This window comes from uncultured Butyricimonas sp., assembly GCF_959596855.1.
Classification (GTDB): Bacteria; Bacteroidota; Bacteroidia; order Bacteroidales; family Marinifilaceae; genus Butyricimonas; species Butyricimonas muris.
Genome location: NZ_CAUFYA010000001.1, coordinates 130,028 through 149,017, shown reverse-complemented (window position 1 = coordinate 149,017; position 18,990 = coordinate 130,028). Strand labels below are relative to the sequence as shown.

The following is an 18,990-nucleotide window of genomic DNA, read 5'->3' as shown; positions in this document are numbered from 1 at the left end:
CAAATAAATGTCTATATATTCATATATCGGTTTATAGAATGAACATGTAGGATTTATAGCTGAATATAGCATTACTTCGGTATCACTTCCACATCACTTCCGTATAAAACGCTATTAGTTCCCTATTAAAGCGCTATTAAAACCCTATACTATAATAGCGTTTTAATAGGATTACAATAGAGTATAAAAAACTTTATAAGTACTACTGAACCGGAAGTGATGCCTTATTGCAGACGGATTCACTTGCGTTTTGGGTATGAATACTCCATTTTATACATATCAAATCCTTTAGCCCAATAATCTTTTTTGATTTCTTTTAGTTCAAATCCTTGTTTTTCATAGAATTGATAAGCTACTTGCGAAGTTCTGACGGTTATTTTTTGAACGCTTTTGATGGATTCAAGTTTTTCGATTCTATATTCAAGTAATCTGGTTCCCAGTGATTTTCCTTGGTATTCCGGGTGTAAAATGTCCCAACTGATTTTTCCTATCGTTTTATTCTTGGCAAAATTAATTCCACCGCATCCTACAATTTTTTCATTAAAGAGTAGAACGTAATAGAGTTCTCTTTCATTATCCAAGTAATTGCTAAAATCATCCTCTTCCTCCGGTGCGAAGTATTCGGGCGTGTTTAACCTGATTAGATTCATCACGGAACTTTTGTCTATTGATTTGTATTCCCGGATTGTAATCGAATTATTCATTGTGTTTTAAGGTTTAACTGATAAAAAAAGGATGTATCTCGAGATACATCCTCCTGTAAGGAATAGTTGATAACGAGCAACTATTTTATTTCATTTTCTCTATCAGGGAAGTGGTGGAGTAACCTTCCACGAAATCTATGGTAACTACTTCTCCCCCTTTGGCTTTCACTATGTCGTACCCGACGATGTCTTCCGGGCGGTAGTCCCCTCCTTTTACCAATACGTCCGGTTGTACCATTTTTATTAAATCGTAAGGGGTGTCGGTATCGAAGAAGATGACTTGGTCAACGAAAATCAATGAAGCTAACGCTAAAGCCCGGGCATTTTCATCGTTCACGGGACGGGAATCGCCTTTCAATCTTTTTACTGAACTGTCGGTATTTAAACCGATAATGAGTTTAGTTCCTAAAGAAGCGGCTTTTGCCAAGTATTCGATGTGTCCTTTATGCAGGATGTCGAAGCAGCCGTTGGTGAAGACGATTTTGTCGTTTCTGTATCTCCACATGCTGATGGTTTTGGAGGCTTCTTCTGGCGTGTGAGCTATTTTTTTCTCTATGTAAGGTAAAAAGTCCATTGGCGTGTCAGATTAGTTTGTTTGTAGCCGTGTCGGGGAATACGAGAACGGGTTTGTGTGATTTGGCTTCTTCGAAATCCATGGAGGCGTAAGAGATGATGATTATCACGTCGCCCACGGCGCATTTGCGTGCAGCCGGTCCGTTCAAGCAGATAATACCCGAGTTTCTTTCACCTTTGATGATATAGGTATCTAATCTCTCGCCGTTGTTGACGTTCACGATTTGAACTTTCTCGTTCTCTATCATGTTGGCGGCTTCCAGAAGAGCCTCGTCAATAGTGATACTACCCACGTACTGGAGGTTGGCTTCAGTAACGGTAACTTTGTGAAGTTTAGATTTTACTACTTCTATAAACATCTTCGTGTCAGTTTGATATACGTTTAAAATACAATATTATCAATCAGTCGGATTTTACCGGCGTATACTGCCACGCAACCGACTTTCACGTTGTTCTCTTTCCAATCCCGGATGGTTTTTAATTCGGTGTCATCCACGATTTCGAAATATTCGACTTCAAGGTAGGGGTTTTTGTTGATTTCTTCCGTTACCCATTGTTTTAATTCATCGACGCTCATTTCGGAAGTCAGTTTAGTGGCTTCTTGAAGAACGGCATGGATGTGAGGCGCGTTTTTCCGGTATTCCGGTTCCAGCAGGGTGTTGCGGGAACTCATGGCAAGCCCGTCTGCCTCGCGGATGATGGGGCAAGGTACGATTTCTAAATTATAATGCAGTTGTTTTACCATGTTTTTAATCACGGCTACCTGCTGGAAGTCTTTCATCCCGAAATAAGCCCGGTGGGGTTGAACGGCATCGAATAATTTGCTGACGATTTGTCCCACGCCGTTGAAGTGTCCCGGGCGTTTGGCTCCTTCCATGACGCTCTCGACGTACCCGAAATTGAATACCCGGGTATCTTCCTCGGGATACATTTCCTCGACGCTGGGGGCGAACACGTAATCACACCCGTTTTTCTCGAGTAAGGCGACATCTTTGTCCAAGGTGCGCGGGTAGCGTTTGAGGTCTTCTTTATCGTTAAATTGCGTGGGATTGACAAACACGCTGACAACAGCCACGTCGTTTCCTTCTTTACATGCTTTTACCAGAGAGATGTGTCCCTCGTGAAGTGCACCCATTGTAGGTACGAGTCCCACCGTTTTCCCTTCTTGTTTCAGCTTCTCTATCGTGGTGGTTAATTCCGCTTTCTTTGTAATAATATTCATGATTATAATCTTGAAAATACGGGGTGCAAGTTTACAAACTATTTTCGAGATAATACCATATTGAAAGTTGAAAATTCAAAATGATTACTTAAATAGCGAGTGAATATTAGGGTGTATGGAGGAAAGGGCGTCCAATAATTCCTTGTGGGTAACGCCTTCCCGCATCACGATTAAAACGGTGTCATCGCCCCCGATGGTGCCTAAAACTTCAAAATAGTTCTCGTTGTCGATTAAAACGGTAACGGCTTTGGCATAACCGGGAAGGGTTTTCATGACGGCGATGTTGCCGGAAAAATCGATACTTGAAATGGAATCCGTGACGATAGCCGATGCTTTTTCGTCAGCCTGTTCGTTCTGGATGCTTTCCGGTATGATGTAAATGTAACCTTTGTCCTTGTGAGGTATTTTTGCCACTCTCATGAATTTCAAGTCACGCGACAGGGTGCTTTGAGTTGCTTCCACGCCCAGTTCTTTCAGTCTGAACAGTAGTTCTTCCTGTGAACATATTTGCTCGTTCTCGATGAGCTTTCTAATAGATAACAAGCGCTTTGTTTTATTTCTCATAGGTGTTAATATTACGCCCTACAAAACTAATCAAAAATGTTTGATTTTCAATGGATGAATATATTTATGCATAATTATTTATTAAAACACATAAATATTCTTTGTAGTGTCAATTATTAGTTCTATTTTCGCGTATAATTACATATAATCTTTAGTTGATAGAATAAATATGCAGAAATTAAAGAAAGCTCGTCTGGTTCTGGAAGACGGGACGGTTTATGAAGGAACTTCCTTTGGTTACGAGAAATCGGTGTCCGGGGAAGTTGTTTTTTATACGGCAATGACGGGGTATCCCGAGAGTTTGACGGACCCTTCCTACAAGGGGCAAATACTGGTTCCCACTTACCCGATGATAGGGAATTACGGGGTCCCGGTGGATGATGAACGGGACGGGATATCGAAGTTTTTCGAGTCGGACAGGATTCATTGCAAGGCGTTGGTGATTTCCGATTATTCTTCCCGGTACAGTCATTGGAATTCACAAAAAAGCCTCGGAGATTGGTTGAAAGAACAACAGATTCCGGGGCTTTTTGGTATAGATACCCGGGCTTTGACGCGGAAGTTGAGGGATAACGGTGCGATGGTGGGGAAAATTTTGTTTGATGATGAGGACGTGCCTTTCTACGACCCGAATAAGGATAATATCGTGGTTGAGGTTTCTACCAAAAAGATTATGGAGTATGGGAACGGGAAGTATAAAGTGATGTTGGTGGATTGCGGGGTGAAGAATAATATTCTGCGATGTTTATTGAAACGTGACGTGACGGTGAAGCGGGTACCGTGGAATTACGATTTCACGAGGGAGAAGTATGACGGGCTTTTCCTTTCCAACGGACCCGGTGACCCGGCGATGTGCGTCGAAACTATCGAACATATACGGAAGGCCTTGAAAGGGAATATCCCGATTATGGGAATTTGCCTTGGAAATCAATTGATGGCGAGAGCGGCAGGAGCTTCGACCTATAAATTGAAGTACGGGCATCGAAGCCATAATCAACCGGTGATGAAACCCGGGGGAACGCGTTGTTATATAACTTCACAGAATCACGGGTTTGCCATTGACGAGAAGACTCTTCCGGCAGATTGGGAACCGTTTTTCGTGAACGTGAATGACGGTACGAACGAGGGAATACGGCACAAGAAAAAGCCGTTTTTTTCCGCGCAATTTCACCCGGAAGCGTCGAGTGGTCCGGTAGACACGGAGTTTTTGTTCGATGATTTTATCGAGGCGATGAAATCATCGAATATTTTAGATTTATGATTTACGATTTATGATTCCACCGATATCCGGCTAAATCTAAAATCGTAAATCATAAATCGTAAGGTAATCATTAAATTATAGAATTCATAAATCATAAATCGTAAATCATAAATAAATATGAAGAAAGTTTTGCTTCTAGGTTCGGGAGCGTTAAAGATAGGGGAAGCGGGGGAATTTGATTATTCGGGTTCGCAGGCGTTGAAGGCACTGCGGGAAGAGGGTATTTATAGCGTGTTGATTAACCCGAATATTGCCACGGTGCAGACTTCCGAGGGAGTGGCGGATAAGATATATTATTTGCCGGTTACTCCCGAATTCGTGGAAGAGGTGATTAAGAAGGAACGTCCGGAAGGGATACTGCTTTCTTTCGGCGGGCAGACGGCATTGAATTGTGGGGTGGAGTTGTACAAATCCGGGGTATTGGAAAAATATAATGTACAGGTGTTGGGGACACCCGTGCAGTCGATTATAGACACGGAAGACAGGGAAATATTTGCCGGGAAACTGGCTGAGATTGACGTGAGAACACCGAGAAGTATTGCCGCCAATAGCATGGAAGAGGCTTTCGCGGCGGTGGATAGGTTGGGATTCCCCGTGATTATTCGGGCTGCTTACACGTTGGGCGGTTTGGGTTCCGGTTTCTGCTCGGACAAAGAAGAGTTGGAACGTCTGGCTTCCAGTGCGTTTTCCTATTCGCCGCAGATTCTCGTGGAAGAGTCTTTGAAAGGCTGGAAAGAGGTGGAATACGAGGTTGTTCGGGATAAGTATGACAATTGCATCACGGTGTGTAATATGGAGAATTTCGACCCTCTTGGAATACACACGGGCGAGAGTATCGTGGTAGCTCCCTCGCAGACGTTGAGTAACAGTGAATACCATAAACTGAGGTCAATCGCTATCAAGATTATCCGTCATATCGGGATAGTGGGAGAGTGTAACGTGCAATATGCCTTGGACCCCCATTCGGAGGATTACAGGGTGATAGAGGTGAACGCGCGTCTTTCCCGTTCCAGCGCTTTGGCTTCAAAGGCAACGGGATACCCGTTGGCATTCGTGGCGGCGAAATTAGGTATGGGCTACGGGTTGCACGAGATTAAAAATTCTGTAACGAAGGTGACCACGGCTTGTTTTGAACCGGCGTTGGATTACGTGGTGTGCAAGATTCCCCGCTGGGATTTGAATAAATTCGAGGGGGTTTCCAAGGTGATAGGTTCCTCGATGAAGAGTGTCGGGGAGATTATGGCTATCGGTAGGACTTTTGAGGAGGCTATCCAGAAAGGGATTCGGATGATTGGGCAAGGGATGCACGGGTTCGTGGGTAATGTGCTTAAATCGAGAGATATAGATGAGGAGTTGGCGAACCCGACGGATGCCAGAATATTCGCCATAGCTGGGGCTTTCGATAAAGGGTACAGCGTGCAGAAGATTCACGATTTGACAAAGATAGACCATTGGTTTTTGCAACGTTTGGAGAATATTCACTTGTTGAAAGAAGAGTTGTCAAAATTGAATGGCGAGGAGGAAATTAGCGCGGATTTATTGCGCGCGGCAAAGCAATACGGGTTTTCCGATTTTCAGATAGGTCGGTTGACGATTAAAAATACATCTCTTTCGCATCACGAGAAGATGTTGAAAGTGAGAGAATACCGTAAAAAACTGGGTATTTTGCCCGTCGTGAAGCAAATAGACACGCTGGCGGGGGAGTATCCTGCCATGACGAACTATCTTTATATCACGTACAATGGCTCTGAAAATGACGTGGCGTACGAGCGTGACGGTCGTTCGGTTATCGTGTTGGGGTCGGGAGCGTATCGTATCGGCAGTAGCGTGGAATTTGACTGGTGCGGGGTGAGTGCCTTGAACACGATTCGGAAAATGGGGTATCGCTCAGTCATGATTAATTACAATCCTGAAACGGTAAGCACGGATTACGATACCTGCGACCGCTTGTATTTCGATGAACTTTCCTTCGAGCGGGTAATGGATATTGTCGAATTGGAGGTGCCGAAGGGAGTGATTGTTTCCACGGGGGGACAGATACCGAATAATTTGGCGATGCGTTTGCACGGGCAGCACGTGAATATACTGGGTACTTCGCCCGAATCCATTGACAGGGCGGAAGACCGCCGGAAATTTTCATCCATGTGTGATGAACTGGGAATAGACCAGCCCCGGTGGAGCGAATTGACGAGCATAGAGGATATATACGCTTTCGTGGATAAGGTAGGCTTCCCCGTGTTGATTCGTCCTTCTTACGTGCTCTCGGGGGCTGCCATGAACGTGGTGTCGAATAAAGACGAGTTATTGCATTTCCTTGAGTTGGCGGTGGAAGTATCAAAAGAGCATCCCGTGGTAGTATCCGAGTTTATCGAGCAGGCGAAAGAGGTCGAGATTGACGCCGTGGCACAGGAAGGGGAGGTGAGAGCTTACGCTATCAGTGAACACGTGGAGTTTGCCGGTGTACATTCCGGTGACGCTACAATCGTGTTTCCCGCCCAGAAATTGTACGTGGAAACGATTCGCCGGATTAAAAAGATTGCCCGGTCGATAGCGAGGGAATTGAATATATCCGGCCCTTTCAATATGCAGTTTCTGGCGAAAGACAATGATATAAAAGTAATCGAGTGTAACTTGCGGGCTTCGAGGAGTTTCCCGTTCGTGTCGAAAGTCTTGAAATACAACTTTATTGACATGGCAACCCGGATTATGCTGGGGGAGAAAGTGGAGGCGTTGAACAAATCGGTTTTCGATTTGGATTACGTGGGAGTGAAGGCTTCTCAATTCTCGTTTGCCCGCCTGTTGAAAGCGGACCCCGTGTTGGGAGTGGATATGGCATCGACCGGGGAAGTCGGTTGCATCGGTGAGAATTATTACGAGGCAATATTGAAGAGTATGCTTTCCGTGGGACATCGTATCCCGAAGAAGAATATCCTGATTTCCTCGGGTCCCACGCGTTCCAAAGTAGAGTTGTTGAATTCTACCCGGATGCTGATAGAGAAAGGATTCACGATATATTCCACGGAAGGAACGGCTAAATTCTTCAAGGAAAATAATATCGACGTGAATATTCTTTACTGGCCGGATGAGGATAAGGAACCGAATATCATGGAATATTTGCATGACCGTAAGATAGACCTCGTGATTAATATCCCAAAGAATCACACGAAACGGGAGTTGGATAACGGGTATAAAATCCGTCGTGCTGCGGTGGATTATAATATCCCGCTAATCACGAATGCCCGTTTGGCAAGCGCGTTTATCTATGCAATCTGCAAAGTCAATCCTGACGAAATCGCTATCAAGAGTTGGGACGAATACGGGGAAAGCTGAGAGATAAAAACTAAAAGTTGAGTAAATTGCCGATTTAAAGTAGCGTTTTTTGAACAAATTGCTGTTTTGAATCGGCAATTTTGTATTTTTGTAATCACCATTACAAAAAATAGGTGCTTATGAAGAATAAGAAATTGAAAGGGATACTTTATTTATGTGCTATTCTGGTGTTGTTCGCGTTAGGGCTGTTCATTTGGATGAAGACGTCCAAAATAGTGGAGGAAAAGACGTTCACGATAAAAGGGCAACAGGAAGCGATTTTCGAGTATAACACGAAGATAGAGTTACCTAAAGCGATACGTGTACATTTTGACGGGAAATTAGATTGTGATGCTATATTGATTATCAAGGAAAACGGGGAAGGAAATGCCATTCGTTTCCGTCGTTCTTTTCCGCTGAAAGCCGGAGAACTCAAAGATTACGATTTCCAGACAACTTGGACACACCCGGGGATGATTATCGAGTTACGTTCTAAAGATTGCGAAGTGAACGATGTGGAAATCCATATCGAAGTCGAAGGGTAAGTAAAAATTATTTGTTCTGGTTTACATTTTTGATTAAAAATCGTATATTTGTAAACTCAAATAAAAGTTACTATGGAACAAATATTTTCTCAAAGATTAAAGAATGCGAGGATCATGCAAGGACTCTCTATGGATGAATTGTGTGAAGTAATGGGTAATATTGTTTCTAAACAAGCTATTTCGAAATATGAGAATGGAAAGATGTTACCCAATAGTACTGTGTTGATACAATTGGCAAATGTACTTCACACGAGTATTGATTATTTTTTCAAACCGTTTCAGGTTAAATTAGAAGGAATTGAATTTCGAAAAAAAGCAAAATTATTATCCAAAGAGAAAGCTAAAATTGAAGAACAAGTTTTGGATATGGTGGAAAGATACTTGGAAATAGAAAGTATTCTTAACATTGATTCTACGTTTAGTACTGAATTGGATTATATAGTAGTACGGGATGCCAAAGATATAAGACCTTTAGTTGATCGGCTCCGAGAGGTATGGAAAATAGGTGAAGATCCTATCAATAATATTATAGAATTATTGGAAGAGAATAAGATTAAAGTAATAGAAATTGATGCAGATAATTCCTTTGATGGGCTTAGTGGCTTTATTGGGGGAAAATGTCCGTTTATTATTTTGAATAAGAATTTTTTACCGGAAAGAAAAAGATTCACGGCGGCACATGAATTAGGGCATTTATTATTGAATATAGATCCTGTTTTATCAAGTAAGAAGAAAGAATATTTATGTAATCGATTTGCTAATGAGATTTTGATCTCTGAATCTGTGTTTATTAATCTTATTGGCAACAGTCGGAAAGATATTTCTTTAAAAGAGTTGATAGATATTCAATGTCAATTCGGTGTATCGATAGATGCGTTGATGTATAAGGCGAAAGAATTGAATATCATAACGGAATCAAGATTAAAAACGTATTATATAAAAAAGAATAGAATATCTGATTTTAAAGAAATTGTAGAAAAAAGTCGTTTTCCTGAAGAATGTTCTTCTCGTTTCGAACGACTCGTGTATCGGGCTCTAGCAAGTGAAATAGTTTCATTCTCAAAGGCTTCTGTGTTGGTTAAAAAGCCAGTACACCAGCTAAAAGAAAGTTTAAATCTCGTGTAAATGGAAACTGTTGTTGTTAATGATACCAATGTATTTATAGATCTCTGTGATATAGATTTATTGGATGATTTTTTTAGACTTTCTCAGAAAATTCATACAACTGATTTTGTTATGAATGAATTGGTAAAGGAAGAACAACGGGTAAAAGTTGAGCAATTTTTTAATGATGGCTTGTTAGCGGTTAAGACACATTCTGTTGATGAATTATTAGAAATAATTGATTATCAGCAGAAACAAGATAATAATGTGTCTATTACTGATTGTTCCGTTTGGTTATACGCTCAAAAGAATCATTATAGATTACTCACGGGAGATAACAAGTTGCGTAGATCGGCTGTTAAATCGGGAACTATTGTTTCTGGAATTCTTTATATTTTTGATCAGTTGGTAGAACAACATATAATAACTCCTCAAATTGCGTATGATAAACTAAATTTGTTGAGGACGATTAATCAACGTTTACCTGATAAGGATATTTCGGAACGTTTGAAAAGATGGACTGAAATGGTGTCGTGATGTTTGCGGCTAGAATGAGTGAAAAAAAAGGTAAAATAACAGGCAATGAATTGATTTATCCGGATTTTTACCGATATAAGTCCGGATTTTCGTGTATGCTTTTTTGATGTTTTTATGAACTTGGGAATGTGTTACGTTCAGCTCATTCGATATTTCGTCGTAGTTTTTGCCCGCTAATTTCATTTCTACGATTCGCTTTTGCAAGTCGGAAAGGTTATCCATTGCCAGATTCAGTTTTGTGAACAAGTCGTCATACGTGGTGTCATATTCGGAAGTGGTACTGAAAACGAGCGATTCGAAATACTTCAGGTTATTGCGGTCTATCACGTTCTTGTGACGGAGAAAGCTGATACAACGATTTTTAGACATCGCCAGCAGGTATTGTTTCGTGTTTATCTCTTCCGGTATAGTTTGATATTTCTCGAAAAAACAGATAAACACGTCTTGAACCAAATCTTCGGTATCATCTCTATTCATTATATAGTGATAAATGAAGTTATATATATCACTATAATAGCTTTTGAAGATATGTTCAAATTTCTCCTCGGGCATATTCGGGATTTAAAATTTCTGTTTTTTTCCAAAACCACATCACAAATATATGCGATAAAATTTTTATTTGGACTTGTTGGGGTAAAAATATATTGTTGGAAATAATAAAAAAATATTGGAATAAGGGGGGCCCATTTTTTCACTTAAGCGTTTTATTATAAAAATCAAGTGGTTTTATGCAGATAGATTGGAGCAAATTATTTTCATATATCAACGGTTTTGCGGACCGGAAGACTATCGAGGAAGTGGAAAGTTGGCGTGAAAAGGATTCCCGGAATGAAGAGTTTTACCGGCGTACCCGGGATTATTACGCGAATAGTCCAACCCGGAACGAATCTTTTTCGGAAGGACAATTGGATATTCTTTACAAGAAGATGTTGAAGAGTAAACGAGGCAGGAAACGGCGTGCGTTGTGGCAAAGGACAACGGTGGCAGCGTCTGTTATTTTGTTGCTTTCAGCAGGTGTTTGGTGGTATTATACCGGGAATATGCACGACGAGAGTAAAGCACATGTTCCCGTTCATGCGGCGGAGGTAATCATTATTACCGAGAGCGGCGATAAGTTTACAGCCAAGCAATTGGATTCCGGTATCGCGAGACAAGTTGCCGATAATAAATTGGAATATTCCGCGCGTGAGAACACGAGTGAAGAGGATGCTGCCCGTGTGGAAAAACAGGTGCCGAGGCACACGATAATCGTGCCGCGGGGTAAGACTTTCGAGTTGGTTTTGGCTGATGGGACTTTCGTGTTACTCGGACCTTCCAGCGAGTTGACTTATCCCGTGCAATTTGATTCTTGTTCCACGAGAGAAGTTACTCTTCGGGGAGAGGCTTATTTCGAGGTGACTAAATCATCCAACCGTTTTGCCGTGAACACGGAGCGAATGAAATTGCAGGTGTACGGGACCACGTTTAATGTTTTTGCCCGGGAAAAGATGCCGGTTGAAGCCGTGTTGGTCGAGGGGCGGGTGGGAATCACTCCCGAAAATGGTACCGAAGAAACGATACTCCATCCCGGGGATATGTATTCTATTGACGAAGCGGGAGATATTAAAGTGATGCAGGTGGATTTGGCAGAATACAAGGCAAAACGGAATGGTTATGTCCTTTTCAACGGTAAAACGATAGAACAAATAGTGCGAAGTCTTGAATTATATTATGATGTTGATTTTGTGCACGAGGGAGTAGTTCCGGATACGCGGGAATACGTGTTCTCGGTGAAACGTACTTCCTCTCTTCGGGAGGTTTTGGACGTGATAGTGTCTGTTGCTGATGTTAAATTCGTAATCGACGGGAAGGAGGTGGAGATTACCCGGAAATAGCATCATGTATAAAGAAAAACAGGATACCCGTTTGCCGACGTGCATCCTGTAGAATAAATTAATGGTTCAGTGTGTATCTCGAAAATCACGAACCGGTTAATTAACTCGATAAATATTTAAAAACAAAGTTATGAAAAAAAGTTTACTATTTCGCAATAGGGGCGGTTCTTTTTGTAAGATATGCTTGTGGGTTTGCCTGCTATTGGGAGTTACGAGCGTGAATGCTCAAGACGTTTTATCTAAAAAAATTACACTTGAATTAAAAGACGCCCCCATTATTGAGGTGTTGTTGGAAATTCAAAAACAAACGGATGTGAATTTCGCTTACGGGAAGACGCAATTGGAACAACTGAAACCCGTTACGCTTAGCGTGAAGCAAATGCCGTTGAAGGAGGTTTTGAAAATCGTGTTGAAAGATACCGGTTTTGAGTATGTTATTCAACAGAATACGGTAGTAATCAAGCGGAAAGGTGCTAAAACGCCAGAAGTAACAAAAATCACAATCACGGGTAAAGTAACAGATAAGGATAATATTCCTTTGCCGGGAGTTACGATTTTGCTGAAAGGAACAACTTTAGGTATCACGACGGATATGGACGGAAAATATTCGCTCACGATTCCCAACGTGGAGAATCCGGTTTTAGTTTTTTCATTCATTGGGATGAAAAAAGACGAAATTGCTGTTGACGGACGAAAAGTTATTGATGTTGTGCTGCAAGAAGAAAAAACCGAGGTAGAAGAAGTTGTTGTGACCGGTATCTATAACCGTAAGAAAGAAAGTTTTACCGGATCTTCGCAAACTTATAAAGCGGAAGAATTGAAAGTAGTCGGTAATCAAAACTTATTGCAAAGTTTGAAAACACTGGATCCCGCTTTTGCCATTCTTGAAAACAATCAATACGGTTCTGACCCTAATCGCTTGCCCGACGTGGAAATCCGGGGAAAGAGTAGTATCGTCGGTTTCAAGGAGGAGTTCGGGGAAGATCCTAATCAACCGTTATTTATTTTAGATGGTTTCGAGAGTTCTTTGCGCACGATTATGGACTTGAGTATGGATAGGATAGCTTCCGTCACTATATTGAAGGATGCGGCTTCCACTGCTATATACGGTGCAAAGGCTGCCAACGGGGTTATTGTCGTGGAAACAAAAGTTCCGGAGGCCGGTAAAATAAGATTGTCGTATAACGGGAGTTTTGATGTGTCGTTTGCTGATTTGAGCGCTTATAACCTGATGAACGCGGCGGAAAAGTTGGAGTTTGAACGTTTGGCAGGAAATTTTTCTTCAAATGTTGTAACTCATGAAGAAGAGTTACAAATGCGTTATAATCGTTTGCTGGCGAACGTGAAGAAAGGTGTTGACACGTATTGGATGTCCGAGCCTTTGCGAATAGGTTTGAACCAACGTCATAATTTATACGTGCAAGGAGGTGACCAGCAGATTCGTTTCGGGTTGGGGCTGAATTACACGAATATAGAAGGTGTGATGAAAGAGTCGCGTCGTCAGTTGGTAAGTGGAAACTTGGATTTGTTGTACCGGGTTGGTAAATTGAATTTCCAAAATAAATTAACTCTTGATTTCACGAAGACCACGGACCCGATAGTTCCTTTCTCGGAGTATTCAAGAGCAAACCCGTATTACCCTAAATACAACGAGTTCGGGGGAATAGACAAATGGCTGGAAACGCCGGGTGCAGGTGATACTCAAGCTTCAGACGGGGGAATCTACGTGCCGAATCCACTTTGGAATGCTTCATTGAACAGTTATAACGAGGGGGATACTTATGATATGCGCAATAATCTGGATATAGAATATCGTCCTTGGGATTTTTTGTATGTTCGCGGACGTATCGGGGTATCGAAATCGGTATCGACAACAGAAGTTTTTCGTTCACCGGAAGACACGCAATTCGATGAAACAGAGTCATTGAAAAAAGGTTCTTATTCTGATAGCCATTCCGAATCATTCGGGTATGACGGCTCCTTGACTGTGACTTACGGACAACTATTGGCCGATGCGCATCAAATCAATGCTGTTCTCGGGCTTTCTTTTTCGGAAAGCACCAGTGATTCTAAATCTTTTTCCGCGATAGGTTTCCCACGCGGAGATTATACTACACCCGGTTTTGCCAATTCGTACACGGAAAACAGTAAACCCGGTTATAGCGATGCCAAAAAGAGAGCGGTTAATTTTTATTTTAACGGTGGATATTCTTACATGAATCGCTATTTGCTGGATGTCAATTTAAGAGCTGACGGTTCATCTGTATTTGGGTCTAACAAACGTTTCACCACGACGTGGGCTATCGGGTTGGCATGGAATCTTCATAACGAGGATTTTATAAAGAATAACACGAATTTGTTTTCCATGTTGAAAATCAGAGCTTCTATCGGTAACCCGGGTAACCAGAATTTCGGTTCTTTCAAAACGATTAATACTTACAAGTTTAACAACTGGATGCAGAATAATTTTGGCACGGGTATTTTGGTAGACGCTTTTGGAGATCCGGATTTGGATTGGCAGAAAACATTGGATAAAAATATTGGTGCGGATGTGAGTATGTTCAATAATCGATTCCATGTTACTTTTGATTATTACCACAAATTGACGGATCCTTTATTAGCCTCCATCGGGGTTGCCATGTCCGTGGGAGTCACTTCCCGTTTGGCAAATATCGGAAAGCAAGTTGACAAAGGATTTAACGGAACGATAAAATACTCTTTCATTTATAAGCCTAAAGAGCGTGTAAATCTAACAACGAGTTTGACTTTCCGGAGAAGCAAGGCGTATTATGATGGCATCGAAACGAAATTGGGAAAATACAACAACGAGAATATCGGGAAAAATTTGTCCCGTTATTTTGACGGCGGTAGCCCGACAGCTTTATGGACAGTTCGTTCGGAGGGAATTGACCCTGCCACGGGAAAAGAAATTTTCTTGACAAAAGACGGACGTAGAACATTTACTTACGATTATGAAAATGAAGTACTTGTAGGTGATACTCGTCCGGATTTGGAGGGGGTATTCGGCAATGTCTTGTATTTTAAAGGTCTTTCGGCTAGTATTTATTTCAGGTATAGTTTTGGGGCTGATGCGTTCAACTCTACTTTGTACAACAAGGTGGAAAATATTTCGAGAGAAGGTTTACAAAAGAATCAAGACAAACGCGCGCTGTATGACCGTTGGAAAGAACCGGGGGACAAGGCCAGATTCAAAGGAATCGCCTTGACGGATGTTACCCAAATGTCATCTCGTTTCGTGCAGAAAAATAATTATATCGTGCTGGAGTCCGTTCGATTGGGATACGAATTGCCGTACAATTGGATAAAGAAGACGGGTTTTTCAGGAATGTCGTTAAGTGCCTACATGAATGATATTTGCCGGATTGCTTCTTTGAAAGACGAACGCGGTATTGATTATCCGTTCGCGAGAAGTGTTACGTTTGCTATCTCGGTTAATTTTTAATTTTTGACAATTATGAAAACGAAATTTATATCTGTTTTTCTCCTGTTAGCTGGAATATGTAGTGGATGTTCCGATTGGTTGGATGTGAAACCCAGTGACAGAATATCGGAAAAAACAGCTTTTTCAACTATTGCCGGTTTTGAAGAAGCGTTAAATGGTATTTACGTTGAATTGAACAACGATAACTTGTACGGTCGGGCACTAACATGTGAATTCGTGGAAATCTTGGCACAGCGTTACGCTATCCCGGAAGAGAATAAGAGTCTCTATTCTTTAGCGAATTACGAGTATGATGGAGCTTATTCCAAGAGTAAAATTGAATCTATTTGGCAAAAGGTTTATAGCTTGATTGCCAATACTAATCTGTTAATAAAGAATTGCGAGGTAAACCGTGCCGTTCTATCGGACGATTACTATCATTTGTGCCGGGGTGAAGCATTGGCTTTACGCGGGATGTTGCATTTTGATTTATTCCGTTTATTCGGACCGATTTACGGGGCTTCCTCGGAAACACTTCCTTATTACGAAGAGTTCGTGTTAGATGTAAACCCTTCTTTGCCGAGCGATAAATTTATGGGTAAGGTGATAGATGATTTACTGAATGCGGAGAAAGAGTTGGAGATTGATCCCATTATTACACATGGAGTTCAAGGCGATTCAAGAAATGTCTTTTTCCAATATCGTAATTTACGTCTTAATTATTATGCCGTACAGGCTTTGTTAGCCCGGGTTTACATGTATATCGGGGATACGGAGAAAGCGAAAGAATACGCGCTGAAAATTATTGAAATATCGGAAAAGTTATTCCCGTGGGTAGACCCGATGAAGATGGGAACTGATGGGACTATTCCCGATAGGATGTTTTCAACCGAGGTATTATTCGCACTGCAAAACTTGAATCGTAATTCAATATTTACCTCTCTGTTTGATGCGCAAAATCTGAAATTGCAATCATCATTATTGATTCCCCGTTTCGATGTTGTAAGACAAATTTTTCAAAAAGCAGGAGGCTCGGGAGCTGATTACCGGTATAAATATTTTTTGTCTTCCGCTACATTTGACTTTGATGGAGAGAGTTATGCACTTTATGACCGTTATCAAGGGCAAGATTCATTGTACCAGCAAATGATACCTATGTTAAGAACAAGCGAGATGTATATGATTGCCACGGAGGTGACAGAAGATCCCGAGGAAGCAACCGACTATCTTAATACCTTGCGGGTAAACCGGGGATTGCGTGAGATCTCTTCGACACAAGTAGAACAGTCTTTGGAAGCGGAATGGCTTAGGGAGTTATATGGAGAGGGGCAATTGTTTTTCTATTACAAACGGAAAATGAAAACAGAGATTCAATCGGCATACGATCCGTACGGAACGAAAACAATCAATCTGTTGAGATATGTATTACCCATTCCAGATGGGGAAACAAAATATAATTAAAGTTTAAGTTATGAAACGAATTATTTATATGCTTATCCTGTTCATGATCTTTTTGGGAGCATGCGAGGAAAAAATAGATGTATACGAGGGTGCAAGTGGGATTTATTTTGACCCGACGGAAGCCGTGTTGGACACGATTGTGGTGCCATGGGGATTGAAGAATTCAGACATAAAGACGCAAAATATGAATCTGCGAGTGTGCTTGTTGGGAGATGTGGCTGCTTATGACCGAAAATTCACGATTCAGGTAATCGCGGATGAACAAGATACTTTGAGTGCCGTGGAGGGCGAAGATTTCCGTCTTCTGCAAAAAGAATACGCGATTCTCGCGGGAAAAGCGGACGCATTGGTGGAAATCGAGTTGTTGCGGGCTGATGATCTTATTGAACGTCCCCGGCGTTTTACGTTACGACTGGAAGAAACTCCGGAATTGGGATTCCTGTATTCTCGTATGCAAACATTAATTGATACTGCTCAAGTAACTTCATTGCGAGCGATAGATTATCAACGTGTCATACACATGGATGAACGTTTTCAAACCCCCGTGTGGTGGTCACTTTATGGCGAAAACTTCTTTGGTAAATTCTCAACGAAAAAGGCTATATTTATTTGCGATCAAATGGGGTACGATCGTGAGGATTTTGTTGCTTCTTTCGTGGAAAGCGGCTTGAATGAAGGTAAGTTGAGATTTGCCGCGAGATACTTGCATGAATACCTTCAGGAGCATCCGGAATTGGATGAGGATGGAGAACCGATGACAATGGGACCTGATGCACAGAAATAATATTAAATAAGAGCGTTATGAAAAGATATTTGTTTTATATATTATTGGGTTGGTGGGCATTTTCCTCCTGTTTTGATGACAAGGGGAATTACGATTATCGCGAGATTAACGAGTTGTCCATTGCCGGAATCGGCAGGGATACGATTTACACGCTGATGGCTTTCGCGGATGTACTTCGTCTGCAACCGGAAATAGCTTCTACTTTAGAAAAGGATGAATCCGAGTACGAGTATGAATGGAAATTGATACCCAGTGGAATAGATATTAATGAAGTGAAAGACGGGGAAGATTTTGTTATCGGTCGAGATAAAAACTTGGAATGGTTAGCCGAGGCGAATGCCGGCACTTACGCCGGGTTTTATATCGTGACGGACAAATCAACGGGAGTGGCCTATCGGGAGCGTTTTTCTGTACGTTTGACAACAATGATGAGTGAAGGATGGTTAGTGCTTTGTGACATAGGGGGAGAAGCTCGTCTTGATATGGTAGTCAATAGGGATGAAACAAAGGATATTATTGCCAAGAATATTTGGGCAAACCAAGATTTTTCCATGGGGAAACCTTTGAAGTTACTCCCTTGTTGGTTCCGTAATAAAAATTCTCGCGTATTACTTGTTTCGGAGAAAGGGACTTACGAGATTGATAAATACGATATGCATGTAGGTGAGGATACCGATTTCAGGTGGTATTTCGGAATTGTTCCGGAGGTGGTAAATCTTCAGATGGCTAAATTCTCGCAACGCTGTACCCAAGGAGAAGATCGTTGGACACTTGTTACAGAAAGCGGAGATGTCTATTCCGAGCTTGCCGCTAACGGGGTCGGTTTTTTCGGATATCCGGTGAATTTTATCAAGGGGGAACGGTTCGAGGCTGCTCCTTTCGTCGGGGTGATGAATCGCTGGATTTATATCCCGGGTGCTTCAGACCCGGTTCCGGTGATGCTATATGATGCCACGAATCGTCAGTTTGTAAATATTAAGCAAAAAGAAACTTATCCCTCCGTGATGGAATTTTCCGGGGATAAAAAGTTTGATGCACGAACTGGGCGGGATTTTGTGGCAGGGGCGAGTACGTTTAGTTCGTTGGGCGAAGGGCTCAATTGGGTTGTTTTGAAAGATCCGAACACGAGGAGGCATTACGCTTATGGGATTCTCATGGGATACGATGAGAAAAACGAACAAAGGTTCTACGAGGAGATTAAAGGTCCCGGCTTGGAAAACGCGATTCAATTTGCCTTTAGTAATAACTATAATCATATTTATTATCTCAGTAATAACACGATTTATGCTTTTGACGTTGCTTATCCCGACGAAGAAGCGATACCGGTATTGACATTCCCGGGAGAAAAGATAAAAGTGATAAAATTTGAACCTTTAGTGTCTAATAATTCTTGGGGTGCTACTGATTCATGGCAAAGAAAACGCGGTTGGCGATTAATCGTGGGATCCACGGTGGATGGTATGGATGAATCGGAATGCGGTATCATGCGGACCTACGATACTCCTCAAGATTTGCGGAAAGGCAAGTTTGAACTACATAAAAAACACGATAAACTGGGAAATATTGTGGATATCACGTATAAAGAACCTGATAAAAATTAAATATTGATG

At 41.7% G+C, this 18,990-nt stretch carries 16 protein-coding genes; 10 read left to right on the top strand and 6 right to left on the bottom strand.

The window, feature by feature from the left end; all coding sequences use genetic code 11:
• Window positions 1–239: 239 nt before the first annotated feature.
• The 5 genes from Q5866_RS00540 to Q5866_RS00520 all read right to left on the bottom strand — a co-directional run bounded on the left by Q5866_RS00540 (window position 240) and on the right by Q5866_RS00520 (window position 3,063).
• Window positions 240–704, bottom strand: coding sequence for a GNAT family N-acetyltransferase (locus Q5866_RS00540; protein WP_292265078.1), 465 nt, complete (start codon window positions 702–704; stop codon window positions 240–242).
• Between the two features lie 85 nt (window positions 705–789).
• Entirely contained in the window at window positions 790–1,278 is a 489-nt protein-coding gene (gene rfaE2 / locus Q5866_RS00535) for a D-glycero-beta-D-manno-heptose 1-phosphate adenylyltransferase (protein ID WP_303178099.1), read from the bottom strand.
• A gap of 7 nt (window positions 1,279–1,285) precedes the next feature.
• Complete coding sequence (panD, locus tag Q5866_RS00530) at window positions 1,286–1,636, bottom strand: aspartate 1-decarboxylase (protein WP_099291383.1); 351 nt, start codon at window positions 1,634–1,636, stop codon at window positions 1,286–1,288.
• A gap of 23 nt (window positions 1,637–1,659) precedes the next feature.
• Complete coding sequence (panC, locus tag Q5866_RS00525; protein ID WP_292265082.1) at window positions 1,660–2,499, bottom strand: pantoate--beta-alanine ligase; 840 nt, start codon at window positions 2,497–2,499, stop codon at window positions 1,660–1,662.
• 84 nt (window positions 2,500–2,583) lie between these two features.
• The gene (locus Q5866_RS00520) at window positions 2,584–3,063 is read right to left on the bottom strand and encodes an arginine repressor (protein ID WP_099291385.1); all 480 of its coding nucleotides are present in this window, start codon (window positions 3,061–3,063) and stop codon (window positions 2,584–2,586) included.
• Between the two features lie 169 nt (window positions 3,064–3,232).
• On the opposite strand from Q5866_RS00520, the gene carA reads away from it, so the two are divergent.
• The 5 genes from carA (at window position 3,233) to Q5866_RS00495 (ending at window position 9,819) form a co-directional block, all read left to right on the top strand.
• Window positions 3,233–4,324, top strand: a complete 1,092-nt coding sequence (gene carA / locus Q5866_RS00515) for a glutamine-hydrolyzing carbamoyl-phosphate synthase small subunit (RefSeq protein ID WP_292265084.1) — start codon at window positions 3,233–3,235, stop codon at window positions 4,322–4,324.
• Between the two features lie 117 nt (window positions 4,325–4,441).
• A complete protein-coding gene (carB, locus tag Q5866_RS00510; RefSeq protein ID WP_303178094.1) occupies window positions 4,442–7,654 on the top strand; it encodes a carbamoyl-phosphate synthase (glutamine-hydrolyzing) large subunit in 3,213 nt (1,070 codons plus the stop codon).
• Window positions 7,655–7,773: 119 nt separating this feature from the next.
• Window positions 7,774–8,178 (top strand): hypothetical protein, encoded by a 405-nt coding sequence (locus Q5866_RS00505; RefSeq protein ID WP_099291388.1) that lies wholly within the window; start codon window positions 7,774–7,776, stop codon window positions 8,176–8,178.
• Window positions 8,179–8,250: 72 nt separating this feature from the next.
• The gene (locus Q5866_RS00500) at window positions 8,251–9,303 is read left to right on the top strand and encodes a helix-turn-helix domain-containing protein (protein WP_186974924.1); all 1,053 of its coding nucleotides are present in this window, start codon (window positions 8,251–8,253) and stop codon (window positions 9,301–9,303) included.
• A complete protein-coding gene (locus tag Q5866_RS00495; protein ID WP_186974925.1) occupies window positions 9,304–9,819 on the top strand; it encodes a hypothetical protein in 516 nt (171 codons plus the stop codon).
• 9 nt (window positions 9,820–9,828) lie between these two features.
• Here the strand turns inward: Q5866_RS00495 and Q5866_RS00490 are convergent, their stop codons facing one another.
• The gene (locus tag Q5866_RS00490; RefSeq protein WP_186974926.1) at window positions 9,829–10,371 is read right to left on the bottom strand and encodes a sigma-70 family RNA polymerase sigma factor; all 543 of its coding nucleotides are present in this window, start codon (window positions 10,369–10,371) and stop codon (window positions 9,829–9,831) included.
• A 176-nt stretch (window positions 10,372–10,547) separates the two neighbouring features.
• On the opposite strand from Q5866_RS00490, the gene Q5866_RS00485 reads away from it, so the two are divergent.
• The 5 genes from Q5866_RS00485 to Q5866_RS00465 all read left to right on the top strand — a co-directional run bounded on the left by Q5866_RS00485 (window position 10,548) and on the right by Q5866_RS00465 (window position 18,981).
• Window positions 10,548–11,693 carry a FecR family protein gene (locus Q5866_RS00485; protein WP_186974927.1) on the top strand — a complete coding sequence of 382 codons (1,146 nt, stop codon included), beginning with the start codon at window positions 10,548–10,550 and terminating at the stop codon, window positions 11,691–11,693.
• A gap of 130 nt (window positions 11,694–11,823) precedes the next feature.
• Window positions 11,824–15,156 (top strand): SusC/RagA family TonB-linked outer membrane protein, encoded by a 3,333-nt coding sequence (locus Q5866_RS00480; RefSeq protein WP_303178090.1) that lies wholly within the window; start codon window positions 11,824–11,826, stop codon window positions 15,154–15,156.
• 12 nt (window positions 15,157–15,168) lie between these two features.
• Window positions 15,169–16,596, top strand: a complete 1,428-nt coding sequence (locus Q5866_RS00475) for a RagB/SusD family nutrient uptake outer membrane protein (protein ID WP_303178088.1) — start codon at window positions 15,169–15,171, stop codon at window positions 16,594–16,596.
• 10 nt (window positions 16,597–16,606) lie between these two features.
• Window positions 16,607–17,380, top strand: a complete 774-nt coding sequence (locus Q5866_RS00470; protein ID WP_303178086.1) for a DUF4843 domain-containing protein — start codon at window positions 16,607–16,609, stop codon at window positions 17,378–17,380.
• A 17-nt stretch (window positions 17,381–17,397) separates the two neighbouring features.
• On the top strand, window positions 17,398–18,981 hold the full coding sequence (locus Q5866_RS00465) for a PKD-like family lipoprotein (RefSeq protein ID WP_303178084.1): 1,584 nt from the start codon (window positions 17,398–17,400) through the stop codon (window positions 18,979–18,981).
• Window positions 18,982–18,990: the final 9 nt, after the last annotated feature.